General features: G+C 63.8%; 18 protein-coding genes. 9 read left to right on the forward strand and 9 right to left on the reverse strand.

Going from position 1 to position 17,764, the window contains the following annotated elements; translation table 11 throughout:
- Window positions 1-32: 32 nt before the first annotated feature.
- The 4 genes from BHQ40_RS10145 to tpiA form a co-directional block, all read right to left on the reverse strand.
- On the reverse strand, window positions 33-671 hold the full coding sequence (locus tag BHQ40_RS10145; protein WP_070155490.1) for a carboxymuconolactone decarboxylase family protein: 639 nt from the start codon (window positions 669-671) through the stop codon (window positions 33-35).
- A gap of 193 nt (window positions 672-864) precedes the next feature.
- Complete coding sequence (locus BHQ40_RS10150; RefSeq protein WP_070155492.1) at window positions 865-2,841, reverse strand: TonB-dependent receptor plug domain-containing protein; 1,977 nt, start codon at window positions 2,839-2,841, stop codon at window positions 865-867.
- 105 nt (window positions 2,842-2,946) lie between these two features.
- Complete coding sequence (locus tag BHQ40_RS10155) at window positions 2,947-3,258, reverse strand: hypothetical protein (RefSeq protein WP_070155494.1); 312 nt, start codon at window positions 3,256-3,258, stop codon at window positions 2,947-2,949.
- A gap of 47 nt (window positions 3,259-3,305) precedes the next feature.
- Window positions 3,306-4,046, reverse strand: a complete 741-nt coding sequence (tpiA, locus tag BHQ40_RS10160; protein WP_070155496.1) for a triose-phosphate isomerase — start codon at window positions 4,044-4,046, stop codon at window positions 3,306-3,308.
- A gap of 142 nt (window positions 4,047-4,188) precedes the next feature.
- Between tpiA and BHQ40_RS10165 the strand changes: the two genes are divergently transcribed.
- Window positions 4,189-6,156, forward strand: a complete 1,968-nt coding sequence (locus BHQ40_RS10165) for a peptidylprolyl isomerase (protein ID WP_070155498.1) — start codon at window positions 4,189-4,191, stop codon at window positions 6,154-6,156.
- A gap of 14 nt (window positions 6,157-6,170) precedes the next feature.
- Window positions 6,171-7,700, forward strand: coding sequence for an anthranilate synthase component I (gene trpE / locus BHQ40_RS10170; RefSeq protein ID WP_070155500.1), 1,530 nt, complete (start codon window positions 6,171-6,173; stop codon window positions 7,698-7,700).
- A gap of 9 nt (window positions 7,701-7,709) precedes the next feature.
- Here trpE and BHQ40_RS10175 read toward each other — a convergent pair whose 3' ends face one another.
- The 3 genes from BHQ40_RS10175 to BHQ40_RS10185 form a co-directional block, all read right to left on the reverse strand.
- Window positions 7,710-8,498: a sugar phosphate isomerase/epimerase family protein gene (locus BHQ40_RS10175; RefSeq protein ID WP_070155502.1), complete on the reverse strand. Its 789-nt coding sequence runs from the start codon at window positions 8,496-8,498 to the stop codon at window positions 7,710-7,712.
- A 406-nt stretch (window positions 8,499-8,904) separates the two neighbouring features.
- The gene (ctrA, locus tag BHQ40_RS10180) at window positions 8,905-9,612 is read right to left on the reverse strand and encodes a response regulator transcription factor CtrA (protein ID WP_070155504.1); all 708 of its coding nucleotides are present in this window, start codon (window positions 9,610-9,612) and stop codon (window positions 8,905-8,907) included.
- A 408-nt stretch (window positions 9,613-10,020) separates the two neighbouring features.
- Window positions 10,021-10,920, reverse strand: coding sequence for a LysR family transcriptional regulator (locus BHQ40_RS10185; RefSeq protein WP_070155561.1), 900 nt, complete (start codon window positions 10,918-10,920; stop codon window positions 10,021-10,023).
- 128 nt (window positions 10,921-11,048) lie between these two features.
- On the opposite strand from BHQ40_RS10185, the gene BHQ40_RS10190 reads away from it, so the two are divergent.
- Together BHQ40_RS10190 and wrbA are read left to right on the forward strand one after the other, a co-directional pair.
- The gene (locus BHQ40_RS10190) at window positions 11,049-11,747 is read left to right on the forward strand and encodes a pirin family protein (RefSeq protein WP_070155506.1); all 699 of its coding nucleotides are present in this window, start codon (window positions 11,049-11,051) and stop codon (window positions 11,745-11,747) included.
- 105 nt (window positions 11,748-11,852) lie between these two features.
- The gene (gene wrbA / locus BHQ40_RS10195; RefSeq protein ID WP_070155508.1) at window positions 11,853-12,452 is read left to right on the forward strand and encodes an NAD(P)H:quinone oxidoreductase; all 600 of its coding nucleotides are present in this window, start codon (window positions 11,853-11,855) and stop codon (window positions 12,450-12,452) included.
- Between the two features lie 48 nt (window positions 12,453-12,500).
- Here wrbA and BHQ40_RS10200 read toward each other — a convergent pair whose 3' ends face one another.
- The gene (locus BHQ40_RS10200) at window positions 12,501-13,457 is read right to left on the reverse strand and encodes an acyltransferase family protein (RefSeq protein ID WP_070155511.1); all 957 of its coding nucleotides are present in this window, start codon (window positions 13,455-13,457) and stop codon (window positions 12,501-12,503) included.
- Between the two features lie 90 nt (window positions 13,458-13,547).
- Between BHQ40_RS10200 and BHQ40_RS10205 the strand changes: the two genes are divergently transcribed.
- The 5 genes from BHQ40_RS10205 to BHQ40_RS10225 all read left to right on the forward strand — a co-directional run bounded on the left by BHQ40_RS10205 (window position 13,548) and on the right by BHQ40_RS10225 (window position 16,850).
- Window positions 13,548-14,249, forward strand: a complete 702-nt coding sequence (locus tag BHQ40_RS10205) for an RluA family pseudouridine synthase (RefSeq protein WP_070155513.1) — start codon at window positions 13,548-13,550, stop codon at window positions 14,247-14,249.
- Window positions 14,236-14,640 carry an alternative ribosome rescue aminoacyl-tRNA hydrolase ArfB gene (arfB, locus tag BHQ40_RS10210; protein WP_070155515.1) on the forward strand — a complete coding sequence of 135 codons (405 nt, stop codon included), beginning with the start codon at window positions 14,236-14,238 and terminating at the stop codon, window positions 14,638-14,640. The genes BHQ40_RS10205 and arfB overlap by 14 nt, the downstream gene beginning before the upstream one ends.
- A gap of 96 nt (window positions 14,641-14,736) precedes the next feature.
- On the forward strand, window positions 14,737-15,303 hold the full coding sequence (locus BHQ40_RS10215) for a hypothetical protein (protein ID WP_070155517.1): 567 nt from the start codon (window positions 14,737-14,739) through the stop codon (window positions 15,301-15,303).
- A 43-nt stretch (window positions 15,304-15,346) separates the two neighbouring features.
- Window positions 15,347-15,832, forward strand: coding sequence for a GAF domain-containing protein (locus BHQ40_RS10220; protein ID WP_070155563.1), 486 nt, complete (start codon window positions 15,347-15,349; stop codon window positions 15,830-15,832).
- A 157-nt stretch (window positions 15,833-15,989) separates the two neighbouring features.
- Window positions 15,990-16,850: an RcnB family protein gene (locus BHQ40_RS10225; RefSeq protein WP_070155519.1), complete on the forward strand. Its 861-nt coding sequence runs from the start codon at window positions 15,990-15,992 to the stop codon at window positions 16,848-16,850.
- A gap of 74 nt (window positions 16,851-16,924) precedes the next feature.
- Here the strand turns inward: BHQ40_RS10225 and BHQ40_RS10230 are convergent, their stop codons facing one another.
- The gene (locus BHQ40_RS10230) at window positions 16,925-17,746 is read right to left on the reverse strand and encodes an arginyltransferase (RefSeq protein WP_070155521.1); all 822 of its coding nucleotides are present in this window, start codon (window positions 17,744-17,746) and stop codon (window positions 16,925-16,927) included.
- Window positions 17,747-17,764 lie beyond the last annotated feature (18 nt).

Raw genomic sequence — 17,764 nt, forward strand, 5'->3', positions numbered from 1 at the left:
CATGCCCGCGACGGAAATCCCCGGATGGAGTATCAGCCCTCCACCGGCGCGGCGTGGAGCGCCCTATAGTCCCGCTGCGCCTGCATGCCCGCATTTTCGGGCGCAGTCGTCCATGCCGGCGCGGCCGAGGGTATCGGGCAGGTGGCGTTGTCCAGTTCCAACACCGACAGGACGCGGCCGAACCCCAGATAGATGACGCTCACCATCACCAGCAGTTCGAGGATCTGGGCATTATCGAAATGCCTGCGCAGAACGGCGAAATCCGCGTCGGTGACGCTGAAATGATCGGTGGCCAGCTTGGCGGCGAACTGGACGGCCACGGCCTCTGCGGGGCTGAGTTTTTCCTGGGTTTCCGGGTCATCGATATATTCGGCGAGATCCTCGGAAATGGTGTCGGGCTGCTGGCGCGAGGCCTTGCACAACCTGCAGCCGGTGAAGGTCGCGATCCGCAGACGGACCAGCTCCTTCAACCGCGCCGGAAGGCGGGCAGGCACCCCTTCTCCATTGGCATGCCAGGGATAGTACCAGCCCATGAAGGATTGGATGAGTTCAGGCACGGGCGCGAAACCCTGCAACATGTTGACCATCATTGGGTCATGGCCATGCTCCTCGCTCATGCGCTGCAGGGAGGGCGGCAGATCTTGCGGTTCGCAGAGCGATATGCGGGCCATTCTTGTCTTCTCCTGAATTATCGAAACGCTTTAGTCGTCGTCGGAAAATTCAGGGAAAGATCCACCTTAGTCAACGCACCAATTGACAGTCATCTGCATGACTTTTCCACCAAGCGCGGAGGTTTCACGCCACTATGACCGCACAAACGGTCCCCCGGTCGGGCGGAGGCCCAGCCGGGGGACCGTGCCTCGCCTATCCGCCGAATTTGAAGCGAATCCCGCCGTTCAGCACGAACCCGTCCGTCGGCGACCACACATCCGTCGTCCAGCGGCCATCCACCGCGCGGCGCGGCAGGAGCAATGGATCATAGCGGGTCTGGCGGACGTTCAGGATATTCTCCGCGTTCAGGAACAGGCTGATCTTGCCCAGGATCAGCTCGCCCATCATCCCCATCTCGACATAGGGTTTGCTCGACTGGCGATAGGGATTGTTCTCCAGCGCCTGCCGCCCGGTATAATAGGTTTCCAGACCAATCCTGCCCTTGCCCGGCTTTTCCCATATGGCGACCAGTCCGCCGGTGTGGCGCGGCGTCAGCGGCGCGGGCTGACGCCCTGCCCCGGACAGCGCCGGTTCGGACGCATGAACATGCACATAGCTGCCGGTCAAGGTAATCTGCTGCCAGCGGTAACGGAGCAGAAGCTCCATGCCGCGCAGGCGCGTCTCTCCGGGCACATTGATCAGCCGCACGCGATCGGGCTGACCCGCCCCGGTCGAACTGAAAGGGATCAGCCGGGTGCTGTCCTGAATGTTGGAGCCGAACAGCGTCACATTCGCCTCGACTGGTCCCTTGGCATAGCCGAAGTCCACCGAAGCGCCCTTGGCGGTCTCCGCCCTCACCCCGGCAAGCGGGTCCAGCCGGGATAGCCCAGCCGCCTCTATCTCATCGACAAAGGGCGTGGGCGCATAGAAACCCCGCCCGGCCGAGGCGCGGATCTTCCAGGGTCCCGGCCGGTACAGGGCCGAGAATCGTGGACTGAACTGCGTGCCATATGCATTATGCGCATCCAGCCGCGCACTCCCGGCCAGGGTCAGATCGGGCGTCAAATCCTGCTCGACCTGACCGAATATGGCGGGGCTGGTGTAGCGGTAATCGAAGGCGGGAAAGGTCCTTGACCGGTAACGGTCGGCCTGCACGGCGACACCGCCGATCCAGCTTGTCCCCGCGCCTTTGCCCGAAAGCGACGCCTCGCCGAACAAGGTGCTGTGACGGTCATTCTCAATCACCGCGCCAGAGCCGTGCCGATGCTTCTGGGTCATCGCCGAGGCGCGGATATTCACCGTGCCCAGCCCCTCGACCGGCATCTCCGCCGTCAACCCGGCGTCATAGCGCCGCGTATCCTGGGTCTGGGGAAAGGGCATGCCGTCGGGAGTCGTGCGCCCCTTGAGGGTGCCGCCCCGCCTGCTTTCATCCATCGCGCCGAGCGTAAGAAACGCCTTTCCTCCTTCGGCCCCTTCCCAGAACAGACGCGGGCGGACGGTCCAGCGATCATAACCCGGCATGTCGATCCAGCCGTCACCGTCCAGGTCGCGGCGCGTTTGCCGGTGAACGCCGCCGGTGATCGATGCGCCCAGGCCCTCCGCGATCGGCCCGGCGACATAGGCGGTCGCATCCTGTCCGTCGCGGCTGGTGATGTTGAGCAGCGCCTCGCCCCCCAATGTGTCGGTGGGGCGGCGCGACACCAGATTGATGACACCGCCCAGCGCCGAGGGACCATAGAGCGCAGACGCCGCCCCCTTGATCACCTCCACCTGGGCAAGGTCTGTCGGCGGTATCTGCAGCAAGCCGAGCGAAGCCGCCTGCCCGTACAGCGGCAGCCCATCCGCCAGCAATTGCGTGAAGCGCCCATCCATCCCCTGAATGCGGACATTGGACGCGCCCAGCGCCGGCGAAGTCACCTGCACCCGGACGCCGCCGGTCTCGCTGAGGATCATCGCCACATTGCCGGGCTTCATCAGCATCTTCTCCTCGATCTCCTCGCGATCGAGCACGTCGACACGGATCGGCTCGTCGGCCAGCCGTCGCCCGGAACGGGTCGCCTGAACGACGATTTCGCCACTTTCTTCTTCCTCGGTGCTCTCCTCATTGGCCTGCGCCATCGCCACTTGCGGTGCGGCAAGAAACGCCAGCGCCAATGCTCCCGTAGCGGGAACAAATGATATATATTTCATATAGATATCCTGAACCGTCGCCCGTCTGGAGACAGATGCGGGCGATCGCGGGCGCCAGTGCGCCCTTCCATGCCGTCCACTGGGAACGGCGCTACCGGTTTCAGGTCAGGCGCGCGGCGGCGGCGTGCGGGGCGGCAGGGCCATGCCAGACAAAGGCGTGGCGCAATGCGCAGGCTCCACCGCAGCGATCTTCGCCCGGCTGGGCAACCGCGTTTCCGCCGTCGCCGTAAAGGCGAGGCTGGCGGAACAGCACATATGCGGCAGGGGTGCCTTGTGCGAACGGGATTCGGAATGGCAGGGCAGCGTGGCGTGCACGGCGTCCGACGACGGCGGCGTGCTCGACACCGCCGGTTCAAGCACGCTCATCTGCCCCAGCAACAGCAGCAGCGCCATCAGGATTTGGCCGATCCGGTTCACAGATGCGCCTTAGCCGCCAAATCAGCGCTGCTCAACGATTTGCTGCATCAGCCCGCAGCGGCGATCACCGGCGCGAATTTGCCTGCCGTCAGGCTCGCGCCGCCGACCAGGCCGCCGTCGACATCCGCAATGGCCATCAACTCCGCGGCATTCTCGCCGTTCATTGAGCCGCCATAGAGGATGCGCATGCCGTCCGCGTCTGCGCCGATCTTCGTTGCAAGGGCCGCGCGCAGGGCGACATGCATGGTCTCCACCGCCTCCATCGTCGGAATGCGGCCCGTGCCGATCGCCCAGATCGGCTCATAGGCGATGGCCAGCCACTCCGCCGCAGCCCCCTCCGGCAGCGAGGCCAGCAATTGCGCCGACACCACGCTCTCGGCACTGCCCGCATCGCGCACGTCCAGGCTCTCGCCCACGCACAATATGACCTTCAGCCCCTCCGCGTTGGCGGCCAGAGCCTTCGCGGCGATGTCTGCGTCAGTCTCGCCCTGGTCCATGCGCCGTTCGCTATGGCCGACAATGACCCAGCCCGCGCCCGCTTCCTTCAGCATCGCGGCGGAAACGCATCCCGTATGCGCGCCGCTCGCCTTCTGATGGCAATCCTGCCCACCGATGAAGGCGGCGCCCGACACGCCGCTTGCCGCTTCGATCAGGGTCGCGGGTACGCACAATCCTACCTCGACCGCCGGATGCTGGCCCGCCAGTTCCCCGATCGCCGCGATCTCAGGCAATTGGGCGCGCAGCCCGTTCATCTTCCAGTTGCCGACAACCAGCTTGCGCCTGCCCATGAGCCTTCTTCTCCTGCACGAGAGGGTGAATGATGGGAGCGGCGATAGCGTCTGATGCCCACATGTCCAGTAACCGCTTGATGCTTCTCCCCAAGCGGCCTAGTGGGTGACCCGTAACGATACAGCCATTTCCGGACCCCCGATGCTCAGTTTTTTCCGCCGTTTTCTTGGATCGAAGGTCGGCACATGGATCGCCCTCGGCTTCCTGGCCATCATCGGCATCGCCTTTGCGATGGGCGATATCACCGGCAACAGCCAGGGCGGCGGGATCACCAGCCTGTTCGGCGGCGCGGGAAGCAACGCCGCCAAGGTAAACGGATCGGCCCTCTCCTCCGCCGACCTGCAAAGCCGGTCGCAGCGCGTTTTCGAGCAGGAGCGCCGCAATAATCCGACATTGCAGATCGCATCCTTCCTCGCCCAGGGCGGCGTCGACCAGGTTTATGATCAGCTTGTTGCGGGCCTTTCCATCGCCGCCTTCGGCAAGAATGAGGGGATGAGCGTCAGCAAGCGGATGGTCGACGGGCAGATCGCCGCCATCCCGGCTTTCCAGGACGCATCGGGCAATTTCAGCGAAGACATCTTCCGCCGCGCTCTGGCCGGCCAGAATGTCAGCGAGAAGCTGCTGCGCGACGACATTACCCAGGAAATCATGGGCAAGCAGGTGGTGGGTCCGGCAACTCTGGGCGTCCGCCTGCCGGACAGCCTTGTCCTGCCCTATGCCTCGCTGCTGCTGGAGGCGCGCGCAGGACGCATCGCTGCGATTCCTTCCGAAGCCTTCGTACCGGCCACTGCACCCACCGATGCGCAGCTTGCCGCCTATTACAAGGCCAATGCCGGGCGCTATACGATCCCCGAACAGCGCCGCCTCCGCTATGCCGTGATCGACCTGTCGCGCTTCGCCGCCGCTGCACAGCCGAGCGACGCGGAAATCGGCAAATATTACAATGACAACAAGACCGCCTATGCCGCGACCGAGACGCGCAGCTTCGAGCAGTTGATCCTGCCGACCGAAGCCGCCGCCAAGACCGTCGCGGCGGACGTTGCGGGTGGCAAGACCCTCGCCGCGGCTGCGCAGTCGGCTGGCCTGTCCGTCTCGACCCTGACGGGCCAGACACAGGCGCAGCTTGCCGCCACCTCCTCCGCCGCCATCGCTGCCCAGGGTTTCACCGCTCCGCAGGGCGGCCTGGTCGGCCCCGTCCGCGCCCCGCTTGGCTGGAGCCTGCTGCGCGTCACCGCCATCGACCGCAAGCCTGCCCAGACGCTGGATCAGGTGCGCCCGCAAATCACCGAGACGCTGCGCGGCCAGAAAGAACAGGCTCTGCTCTCCGACTTTACCGGCAAGATCGAGGATCAGATCGGCAATGGCGCGACCTTCGACGAGGCGGTGAAGGATAATGGCCTGACTATTGAGACCACGCCGCTGCTCGTCTCCAACGGCCAGAATGTCGAGGATCAGGCATATAAGGCCAGCCCGGACGTGCTGCCGCTGTTGAAACCCGGTTTCGACATGGCCGCCGATGACGATGCGCAGATCGTGCCCATCGTTCAGGACAAGCGCTATGCCTTGCTCAAGGTGGGCGATATCGCCGCCGCCGCGCCGCCGCCGCTGGTCAAGGTTCGCGAACTGGTTGTCGCGCAATACAAACTCTCTCAGGGCGCGATCAAGGCGAAGGCGGTTGCCGAACAGATTCGCGCAAAGGTCGCCAAGGGCGCAAAGCTGGAGGAAGCGCTTGCCGCCGCCGGCGTGCCCCTGCCCCCGGTTCAGAAGGCCGCGGGCCGCCGCGCCGACCTGATGCGTGGCGACAAGGCGCCGCCTCCCCCGCTGGCGCTGATGTTCAACATGGCGAAGGGCACGATCAAGGCGCTGCCCATCGGCCAGGATCGCGGTTACTTCCTCGTCCAGCTTGACCAGGTTCAGCAGGAAGACGCCGCAGGGCAGCCGCAACTGGTGGAACAGGTGCGCGGTCAGCTCGGCAATGTCGTCGGCAATGAATATGCCCAGCAGTTCGAGAAGGCGATCGAGAAGGACCTGAAGGTCGCCCGCAACATGACCGTCGTCACCAGCGTAAAGCAGGAACTGCGCCGCGCCAATGGCGGCGGCGAGCAATAAGCCGGTCCGGGGGAATGCGCGACACCGACAGGCAGGCCATGGATCGCGCCCGCTCCGCTCTGGCGGCGGGCCGGTCCGCCTTCGTCTGGCGGCGGCAGATCGCGGACACCGACACGCCCATTTCCGCCGCGCTCAAGCTGATGGAGCAGGACCGGGGCGATTTCCTGCTGGAATCGGTGGAGGGCGGCGCAGTGCGTGGCCGCTACAGCCTGATCGGGCTTGCGCCTGACCTTGTTTTCCGCGCCGTCGGCGACAAGGCGGAGGTGAACCGCCACTGGGCCACCGATCGGGACGCTTTCGTCACCCAGCCTCAGGGCGCGCTTGCCGAACTGCGCGCGCTTGTCGCCGAATGCCGGGCGGAATTGGACCCGGACCTGCCGCCTGCCCTCTCCTGCCTTGTCGGCCATGCTGGCTATGAAACTGTCGGGCTGGTCGAGAAGCTGCCGCGCCCGGCGGAAAATCCCATCGGCGTGCCCGACATGCTGTTCGTGCGTCCAACCGTGATCCTGGTGTTCGACCGGTTGGCCGACATCCTGTTCCTGGTCGCGCCGGTCTGGGCCGATTCCACCCTTGATCCCCGGTCTGATCCCGACCGGGCGATTGCCGCCGCGCTTGACCGGATCGACGCCACCGCGGCGCGCCTGGCCGGTCCGGTGCCGGATACCGCCCCGGCCGCCGATCCCGCCGAGATCATCGTTACGCCAGTGCTGCCCGAAGGCCGCTATGGCGAGATGGTTGCGCGGGCGAAGGATTATATCGTCGCGGGCGACATATTTCAGGTCGTGCTGGCGCAGCGCTTCACCAGCCCCTTCACCCTGCCGCCGATCGCGCTCTACCGCGCGCTTCGCCGCATCAACCCCTCGCCCTTCCTCTATTATCTCGACATGCCGGGCTTCGCCCTGATCGGCTCCAGCCCGGAAATTCTGGTGCGGATGCGCGACGGAGAGGTCACGATTCGCCCGATTGCGGGCACCCGGCCGCGCGGCAAGACCGCGATCGAGGACGCCGCAAACCGGGAAAGCCTGCTCGCCGATCCCAAGGAACGCGCCGAGCATCTGATGCTGCTGGACCTGGGCCGGAATGATGTCGGCCGGGTCGCTGCCCCCGGCACGGTGAAGGTGACGGAAAGCTATACCGTCGAATTTTACAGCCACGTCATGCATATCGTCTCCAATGTGGTCGGCCGCCTCGCGCCGGGGAAGGATGCGCTGGACGCCCTGTTCGCGGGCTTCCCGGCAGGCACGGTCTCCGGCGCGCCCAAAGTCCGCGCCTGCGAGATTATCGCCGAGCTGGAGAGCGAAACGCGCGGCGCCTATGCGGGCGCGGTCGGTTATTTCGGACCAGACGGCAATATGGATAGCTGCATCGTCCTGCGCACCGCCGTATTGAAGGACGGCGTCATGCACGTCCAGGCAGGCGCCGGGATCGTCGCCGACAGCGACTCCGTCTACGAGCAGCGCGAATGTGAGGCGAAATCCGGCGCGCTCCTGGCCGCCGCCCGCGAAGCCGTCATCCTCGCACGGGAAGCGAAGTTCGGCCAATAATCCCTTGGCCTATTGCATATCGATGGATGCCAGCCAGCGGCGCATATTCGCCGCCAATATGCGCGCGCGCTCAAACGGGTCCGTGTATCGCCTTTCCCAGGTGATCGATCGCACCTCATTGCTCAGCGGAATGCCCGGCGGTAGCGCCCGATAGAAATCGCCGAGCGGCAATTGGCCCTCGCCAATGTCCAGCCGGTTATGCCGCGCCTCCTCAAGCAGCAGTTCCGGCGTGGGGTTGGCGGGGGGCGGCCCGGCGTCGCAAATCTGCGCGAAGGGCAGGATGGCGGCGGGGATACGCTTCAGATCGGCCGGCGCCCCCCCGCTCCGGGCGAGATGGATGGGATCGGGAAGGATATCGACGCCGCCCCCGGCGCGCGACACCGCGGCCAGGGCCGCATCCACATCCCGAACGGCGGTGAAAGCGCCAAATTCCAGACCCGGGCGAACCCCGGACGGCCGCGCCATTTGGGCCAGCTCCGCCAGCAGATCGGCGGCCCGGTCTCCGTCCCGTTCCATGCTGACGACGATCAGATAGGGCAGACCAATGTCGGACGCGATGTCGATCAGCCTCCGTTCACGATCGCCGACAGCCTCCCCCATTCGGATCACTTCCGCCTCCAGGGGCGCAACGCCGGTCTGGGCGAATGCGTTGCGGACCTCGCGCGTCATGGCCGGCGTCCAGCGGTCCAGATCGATATAGACGCCCGCCATATCGAACCCGGCCGCCCCGGCAGCACGCACCACATCGTCCGGCTCAAGCTCACGCACGACCTGCGCCTCAAGCCCGATCCTGTTCATGCCGTCCGCCCCTCCGATTCCTCGCCTGACATTGATCCTATGCGTGCTGTCGCGAATAAAATAAAGCAATTGCCTTATTATTTAGAAGGGCAGCGGAGCAACCATCGCTGTATCGGGCGCCGCTTGGGTTTACGCATTTACCGGCGTGCTAGCGGTGGGAAACCTACCGTCTGCCATTGGAGTTTGTAGAGATATATGCGTTGAACCCAGGGCGGCCTTGCGTTTCACAAGCCTGCGACCATAACGTCATCTATACCGGTTCAAGACCGGCATGGCGGCAATGGCTGGGCCGTCATAGCCCGTCCTTTGCCGCCCCCTCGCTTCAGCCACATTCCAAAAGAAAAACCGGCGACCCTTTCGGATCGCCGGTTCTCACCCCCGGAGTAACTGTTGCGCGTCAGCCGTTTCAGGCGACGCGCGATTCCAGTTCGATTTCCTCATCGGGATCGCGCAGCACATAGCCGCGGCCCCAGACGGTCTCGATATAATTGTCGCCGCCGCAGGCAAGAGCGAGCTTCTTGCGCAGCTTGCAGATAAACACGTCGATGATCTTGAGTTCAGGCTCATCCATACCGCCATACAGGTGGTTCAGGAACATTTCCTTGGTGAGCGTCGTGCCCTTGCGGAGCGAAAGCAGCTCCAGCATCGCATATTCTTTGCCGGTCAGGTGAACGCGGTTGGCATCGACCTCGACGGTCTTGGCGTCCAGATTGACCGCCAGCTTGCCGGTGCGGATGACCGACTGGGAATGTCCCTTGGAACGGCGCACAACGGCATGGATGCGGGCGACCAGTTCTTCGCGGTGGAAAGGCTTGGTGACATAATCGTCAGCGCCGAAGCCGAAGGAGCGGACCTTGCTGTCCATTTCGCTGACCCCCGACAGGATCAGGACCGGCGTCTGCACCTTGGAACTGCGCAGCTTCTTCAGCACGTCATAACCGTGCATGTCCGGCAGGTTCAGGTCCAGACAGATGATGTCGTAATCATACAACTTGCCCAGATCGAGGCCTTCCTCGCCAAGATCCGTGGTGTAGACGTTGAAGCCTTCCGTCGTGAGCATAAGCTCAATCGCCTTGGCAGTCGTCGGCTCGTCTTCGATCAGCAGCACGCGCATTATGCAGCCCCTTGCTTAAGAGTGCGTTGACCCAACAACGCCCCAATACCCCCATTGCGTTCCCTGCCGGGAAACCGCAGCGGCCCTATTCATTAACCAAACCATCTATGAACGCAAAAGGTTAATTTTTGCCTAAACGGCCTGAATCCACGAGTCGCGCTTTACCGAATCGCTTTTCCGGCTCTTAACCCCTGTCGAAGATTCTTTTTATTACGGCCAAAATGGGCGCAAAACCGCCATGTTTCGGAACTGCCAAAGCCATGCTGGCGGAAAGATTAACGGCGGGCGCGGCCGATCCTTAATCCTGCCCTGCAGGAAAAAAATCCCATACAGGCCATATATTTACCAATGGCAGGGACTGATTATCCGCTCCGGCGCCACGTCTCCGGATGCCTCCCCGCCTTGCGATCAACAGTCGGCGGCAATCCGCGCCGCCAGGAAATCCAGCAGTGCTTCCACGCGCGCGGGCCGCAGGCGGGACGGCGGCGTCACCAGGTGAAGGCCGATCGGAGGCGGAGTCCATTCCTGCAATATCGCCTCCAGCCTGCCGCTCGCCACGTCCTCGCCGATGATGAAGTCGGGAAGCATCGCAACGCCAAGACCGGCATGCAGCGCTGACTGCATCGCCTCGCCGCTGTTGGCCATGAAGCGGGATCGAAGCTGCACCGATACCGATTGCCCGCCCGGCCCGCTGAACCGCCATACCTCAGGCGTCTTGGCATTGGAGTAGAGCAGCCCGTCATGATGGCCGAGGTCAGAGGGGTGGGCCGGCCGGCCGCGCGCATCCAGATAAGCGGGCGACGCGACGATGAACATATGGACATCACCCAGCCGCCGGGCGCGCAATGAACTGTCCGGCATGGCGGCGACGCGCAGGGTGGCGTCCAGCCCCATCTCCACAATATCGATATGGGAATCCGACAAATGTAGGTCGACGGTGACATGGGGATGCTGCGCCATGAACTCCGCCACGATCGGCGCGACCCTCTTAAGGCCGAACGTCATCGGCGCGGCCAGCCTGACCAGCCCGGCCAGCTCCGTAATCTCCTCGCGCGCGGCCTCCTCCGCCGCCAGGCCCTCCCCGACTATCCGGGCGGCATGGTCGGCCAGGCGGCGGCCGCTCTCGGTCAGGGCCAGGCGGCGGCTGGTGCGGCTGAACAGGCTGGTGTCCAGATGCTGCTCCAGCCGGCCGACCGCCTTGGATATGGTCGCCTTGGAGACGGACAGCGCCTTGGCCGCATCGGTGAAGGACCGATGCTCGACCACGGCGGCGAACATCGCCCAGGCCTCGAAATCTGGTAAGCGCATAGGGAAACAATCCGTTTCGACATTGCCTGTTTCGGAAACGATCCTGACGCCTATCTTGTAGGAAATCAAGCGGGACAAAAGGCGTGACACCCTCGCTTTCCCCGTCGACTTAACAAGGATTTTGGCACATGATCGAGAAACGCGCTTTCGCTACGCTCGGCCACGCCGACCACGGCTGGCTCAACGCACGGCATCATTTTTCCTTTGCAAATTATCATGATCCCGCCCGCATGGGCTGGGGCGCGATCCGGGTGTGGAATGACGATGAGATCGCCGCCCGCAACGGCTTCCCGCCCCATCCGCACAGCGACATGGAGATCATCACCTATGTCCGCACCGGCGCGATCACGCATCAGGACAGCATGGGCAACAAGGGCCGCACTGCGGCCGGCGATGTCCAGGTGATGAGCGCCGGCACAGGCGTCCGTCATGCCGAATATAATCTGGAGGACGAAACGACGACGCTGTTCCAGATCTGGGTCATCCCCCGCGAACGGGGCGGTGCGCCAAGCTGGGGGGCGAAGCCTTTCCCCAAGGAGGACCGGTCCGGCAAGCTTGTCGTTCTGGCCAGCGGCTATGACAATGACAATGAGGCGCTGCGCATCCGCGCCGACGCCCGGCTGCTCGGCGGTACGCTGAAGGCCGGGGAAAGCGTCACGCATGACAGCGCCGACGGCCGTCACCTCTATCTCGTCCCCGCCACGGGGAAGGTGGAAATCGATGGCGAGGTGTTCAACGCCCGTGATGGGGCGGCGATCACTGGCGGCAAGCCGATCACCATCACCGCCATCGAGGACAGCGAAATCGTCCTCGTAGACAGCGAATAGGCCCCGACAGGCCTGGCCGCCCGCGTCGAAGCGAGTCACTTGCCTCGCTTCGCCCCCTCCCCCGCGCGGGCGGCCCCCTTTTCATCAAGCAGCAGGAGACATCTCATGGCGAAGGTTCTGGTTCTCTATTATTCCGCTTACGGCCACATCGAAACGATGGCGAACGCCGTCGCGGAAGGCGCCCGGTTGGCTGGCGCCACCGTGGATGTGAAGCGCGTGCCGGAAACCGTCCCGGAGGAAATCGCCAAGGGCGCGCATTTCAAGCTGGACCAGTCCGCCCCGGTCGCGACCGTGGCCGAACTGGCGGACTATGACGCCATCATCGTCGGCACCGGCACCCGGTTCGGCCGCATCTCCAGCCAGATGGCGGCCTTCCTCGACCAGGCGGGCGGGCTGTGGGCCAAGGGCGCGCTGAACGGCAAGATCGGCGGCGCATTCACCTCAACGGCGACCCAGCACGGCGGACAGGAAACCACTCTGTTCTCCATCATCACCAACCTGCTGCACTTTGGCATGGTGATCGTCGGGCTGGACTATGGCCATGCCGGGCAGATGGGCCATGAGGATGTGGTCGGCGGCGCGCCTTACGGCGCCACCACCATCGCCGGTGGCGACGGCAGCCGCCAGCCGAGCGAGGTCGATCTGGAGGGCGCCCGCTATCAGGGCCGCCGCGTCGCCGAGGTCGCGAACAAGGTGCACGGCTGAACCGGGACGAAACAGAATATGGGGAGGGGCCGGTTCGCCGGCCCCTTTCTATTTGGGCTGACCCAGAAAGACGGCGCGTGTCGGCCGGGTCAGGTTCAGAAGATAATAGACCAGCAGCGGAATGACCGTGGCCAGCGCCAGAATCCATGGCCGCGGCAGGTAGGACAGATAATGGATCACCGGCACATGGAGATACATAATCACCAGCGAAGCCCGGCCAAGCGCTGAAAAAGGCTTGAGCACGCCGCCACCCCAATGACTGGCGCGAAAAATAAGCAGCGAGGTGGCAATTGCGCCCGCCATAGACAGAAGCGGCCAGCCATAATCCCCCCCCTTCATATTGAGCGCAGGCAGGAAGAACAGACCCGCAATCGACAAAGGCGGCAGCAGCCACAGCATCCATCCCCGCCATCCGATGACATTGAGCGCGGCGCCGGCCCACAGCAGGAACAGCGCCATGGGCACCGTCAGTAGGCCGAGCGGCGAGACATCCGTCACCCAACCCAGCAGATAGGCGACCGCCAGCACCATGGGCGCTATGAACCACCATGCCTTGCCCAACGGATCGGGAAAGCGCGCCGCCAGCGCATTGAACAGGATACGCGCGAAGATCAGGCACGGCACGAACCAGAATACCGTGAACGGCCCCCGCAGCTTCGACCCGCCGAAGGCCAGACGTCCAAGGTCCTGTGGCCAGGTGTGGAATATGCCGCGCCCGCCCCGGCTGCCCTCTATCAGCGTGTCAACGGCGACCAGCAGCGCCAGGAAAGCGCAATAGGACAGGCCCTGCCAGACGATCTGGCTGCGGGCGAATGCCACGACCGGCTTGGGCCGGAACAAATAGCCGGACAAAAGGAAAAACAGGGGCATATGAAAGCTGTAGGTCAGCGTATGCGGCAGCCCGCGGCTCCACACATGACCGATGACGACCGCGACAATGCCTATGCCGCGGGCAACATCGACCCATTCATATCTTTGTGCGGCCGCGGCCCTTTCCCCACCCATGCCAAATGCCTATAGCAACCGCGACCCGCGTCAATTGTCCTGATGGCCGGCTTATAACCGCCGGGACCATCCCATTCATCGGAACCGCCCTTGACCCTGCTTACTGACCGCGTGCTGTTCATTGATGGGGAGGCCATCATCATCGACAAGCCTGCGGGCCTGCCGGTCGATCCGCCGCGCGATGGGGCGATGAGCCTGGAAAACCATCTGGCCTCGCTCACCTTCGGATTTCAGCGCTGGCCGCTGGCCGTCCACCGGCTTGACCGGGACACCAGCGGATGCCTGCTCCTCGCCCGCAATCCCAAGGCGCATAAGCGTTTTACTGCCGCATTCGAGGCGGGGACCGTGGAAAAGCGCTATATCGCCGTCGTCGATGGCGTGCCTGAAGGCGATGAAGGCACGATCGACCTGCCGCTGAAGAAGATCAGCAGCGCGCAGGATGGCTGGCGCATGGTGCCCGATCAGAAGGGCAAATCGGCAAAAACGCATTGGACATTGATCGCCACGCATGAGGGCCGGTCGCTCATCGCCTTCCGCCCGGAAACCGGCCGCACCCACCAGATCAGGGTCCACGCCCTGCACGGTCTGGGCGCGGGCATTATCGGCGATCCGGTCTATGGCAAGGCCGGAGCGTCTGCTTCGACGAACCCGGCACGAGGCATGCTTCTGCACAGCCGCTTCCTGTCCATTCCGCGCGGGACCAAGGCCGCTGCGGAAGCGACGGCGCCCCTCCCCGCCACCTTCGCGCAGGCCGGATTCCCCACGAAACTGATCGACGATGCCGGTCTTTGACGTCCCGGAGGATGCGCTGGAGGAGCGGTTCATTACCGCTGGCGGACCCGGCGGCCAGAATGTCAACAAGGTCGCAACGGCCGTTCAGCTACGGATCGATGTCTATCGCCTAGGCCTGCCGCCCTATGCCTTCCGCAAACTCAGGGAACTGGCCGGCTCCCGCATGACGTCCGCCGGAACATTGGTCATTCAGGCCCAGCAATTCCGCACGCAGGAAGCCAATCGCAAGGATGCGCGGGAGCGGCTGGACGCCCTTCTGGTCAGGGCGCACGAACGCGACGCGCGCCGTATCGCGACCAAGCCCGGAAAAGCGGCCAAGGCGCGGCGGGTGGACGAAAAGAAGGCGCGCAGCGGGATCAAACAAGGCCGCGGCAAGGTGCGGATGGACTGACGCACCGTCGATCCCTGCCTCACGCGGGCCCGCCCTCGTGAACGCCGAGACGCGATATGTCTTGATCCTGCATCGGCACCTGTGCAGTTGGTGGACATGGCTCGCGGCGACTTCCGTACCGATCCCCTGATCCTGCATCTGGATGACCGTTACGGTGAACCTGCTCGTCCGGCATGGACGCCGCTTTTCTATGCCCTGTTCGCCAGCGCAGTGGTCATGCTGCTCCTGGGCCTCGCGGAATGGGCGAGAATCCCCGAAGGGGCAAAGCGGGATATGGGAGCGGTCAAGGCATGCCAGCAGCATCTGCGCTATAAATTGCCGCCGGAACCAGGGCTGGAAATCGTGAGCTTTGCTGTCCAGCCTGCGAAAGACATGCTCGAACCCAGATCCGTGCTTCTCGCCTATCGCGCCCTGAATGTGAAGGGACCCGATGGACGGCCCCGCCAGGGCATGCAGCAATGTGCTTTCGCGACGGAAGCCGACGGCAATTTCCCACCCTTCAAGGAGCTTTCGCGGGCCGTATTCCGTTCCGAAGGCGAGATGCAGGCCTGGAAAGAGCAGTTTTTGCGCGGCGAAACGGTGGAGGAGCTGGAGGCCGGTCGTCCCGAATGCTGCCTGCCCCTGCGCAAGGGCAGTGGGGGCAACATCGTGACCATAGGCTGAAACCGGGGGTGACGGAGACCCATCGGCTGCTTACATAACGATGATGTTCGCTTTCGATCCAGACCGTGCCGCGCCCAAGGCCGTCTTGTATGACGATCTGTCGTCGGCAGCTTTCGCGGTTACGGAGGGGGAACGCGACGCCATCGCGAATATGGCCAACCTGTCCGCGTTGATCTGGCAATATCTGCCCGGCCTTAACTGGGCCGGCTTCTATCGCCTGATCGGGGACGAACTGGTCCTCGGGCCGTTTCAGGGAAAGTCGGCCTGTATACGGATCGCCATGGGCAAGGGCGTTTGTGGAACGGCGGCGGCGACCCGAAAGACGCAATGCGTCGCCGATGTTCACGCCTTCCCCGGCCACATCGCTTGCGATGCTGATTCCCGTTCGGAAATCGTGGTCCCGATAGTCCATGAAGGCCGGTTGATCGGCGTGCTCGATCTAGATAGCCCGGAACCCGCGCGGTTCGACGGCGAAGATGCCGCTGCTCTGGAGGCGATTGTAGAGAGAATAGCGCCACGCCTCCTCTGAATATCGCTGATCCTCGGCTCTCACATCGCCACAATCGCCGATCTTTTCTGACCTGTTTTGGGACAATATATCCGCGAAGCCGTTGGAAATGCAGGAAACCCAATGCTAAACCTTGGGTTAACCTGCTGGGCTTGCCCAGATGTCGTAGAACCGGGAGATGATGATGCGCGGCCTTCTGATTGCAGCGACAGGCGCCGGTATGCTCACCCTCGCCATGCCTGTGATGGCGGCGGGGGAGCAGCGCCCTAGACCCGCAGCCCAGAATATGGCTCCGGTTGCGCCGCACGCCACACATCGCTGGGGGCAGCGGGTGGATGGCCGCTGGCGCGGAGGACATGACGCACCCGGAGGCTGGGCGGCTTACCGCCGTCCGGCTTATGGCTTCGCACTTCCCCGCTATTGGATTCAGCCGGCCTATTATATCGCCGATTACCGCGTTTACGGCCTTCCCGTTCCCAATTATGGTTATGGCTGGTCGCGCTATTATGACGATGCGGTGCTGACCGACCAATATGGCCGGGTGTATGACAGCCGGAGCGGCATCGACTGGGACCGGTATGAAGGCGGCTATGACCCAGATACGCGGCCCGTCCACGTTGAAACGCCCGCCGCGCATCACCCCCCTCCGCCGGAAGGCCCACCACCGCCCGGCCGCGCGCCCTATGACGAGAACAGCATAGCATCCAACGAATATCCGGGGCCTGCCGAATATCGCGGACAATGGCGCGGGACCTGGCGCGGTGACGACGGCCGCGTCTACAGCGGAACCTATGAGGGCACCTATAACGGCACTGCGGATGCCGGCCCGCCGCCTTATGTCGCACCGCCCTATGCGGGTTCGCATTGGATGAACGGCGACGCATATGGTCCCAATACCCAGGTCTATTATGCCGCGCCGGGTACGACAATTGTGATCCAGCCGGGAACCACGACCACCACAACCACTACCGAGGAGGAGGTCGTTCCCCCGCGCAGGACGTGGAAGCGCTCCGGCAAAATCATTCGCTGCAACTGTTAGGAACAGGCGGCAGGATTCTGGAATTTCCCGATCTTATCGAGAATGGAGGGTTGGCCGCTCATGGGCCACCCGCCCTATTTGCGGAATATTCCGCTGGCCTCAACCGAAGGCAGGGGTGAAGGAGAGCCAGCCGCCACATCACGGATCGCGTCAGCCTGCTCATCCGGATCGAACCGGGTCCAGCCGCCACGCCCCAACCGTTCGAGCGGCCGGTAACGAATCTTATATTGCATCCGCTTCGACCCCTCGACCCAGTAGCCCAGATAGACATAGGCAAGACCGGCGTCGCGGGCGCGCAGGATATGATCCATGATGATGAAATTGCCCATGCCCGGACGGCTGGCAAGTTCCGGATCGAAGAAGCTGTAGATCATCGACAGACCGTCAGCCTGACGATCCGTCAGACAGGCGCCCACCAGACGGCCGGGCCGCCCCCCTGCCCCCGGCTCACGATATTCGATGACATGGCTATCGACGGGGGTCTGCTCGACCATGTCGGCATAGTCCATCTCATCCATCTCGGTCATGCCGCCGCCCGGATGTCGCGCGCGGAGGTAACGCTGGAGCAGCGCATATTGCTCCTCGGTCGACCATGGCTTGCAGGCGGTGACCACCAGATCGCTGTTGCGCCTTATCAGCTTGCGCTGGGTGGCGTTGGCGCGAAATTCATTGGCGACGACCCGCACGGAAACGCAGGCGGAGCAGTCGGCGCAACTCGGTCGATAGGCGACATTCTGGCTGCGGCGGAAACCGATGCGGCCCAGCGCGTCATTAAGCTCCCCGGCATGCTCGCCCGAAAGCTCGGTAAAGACCTTCCGCTCACTCCGGCCCGGCAGATAGGGGCAGGGACTGGGATTGGTTACGAAAAATCGCGGGAAACGGAATGGGGCGCTCACTGGCCTTCCCCTCCCGAA

This window comes from Sphingobium phenoxybenzoativorans (assembly GCF_001757355.1).
Taxonomy (GTDB): domain Bacteria; phylum Pseudomonadota; class Alphaproteobacteria; order Sphingomonadales; family Sphingomonadaceae; genus Sphingobium; species Sphingobium phenoxybenzoativorans.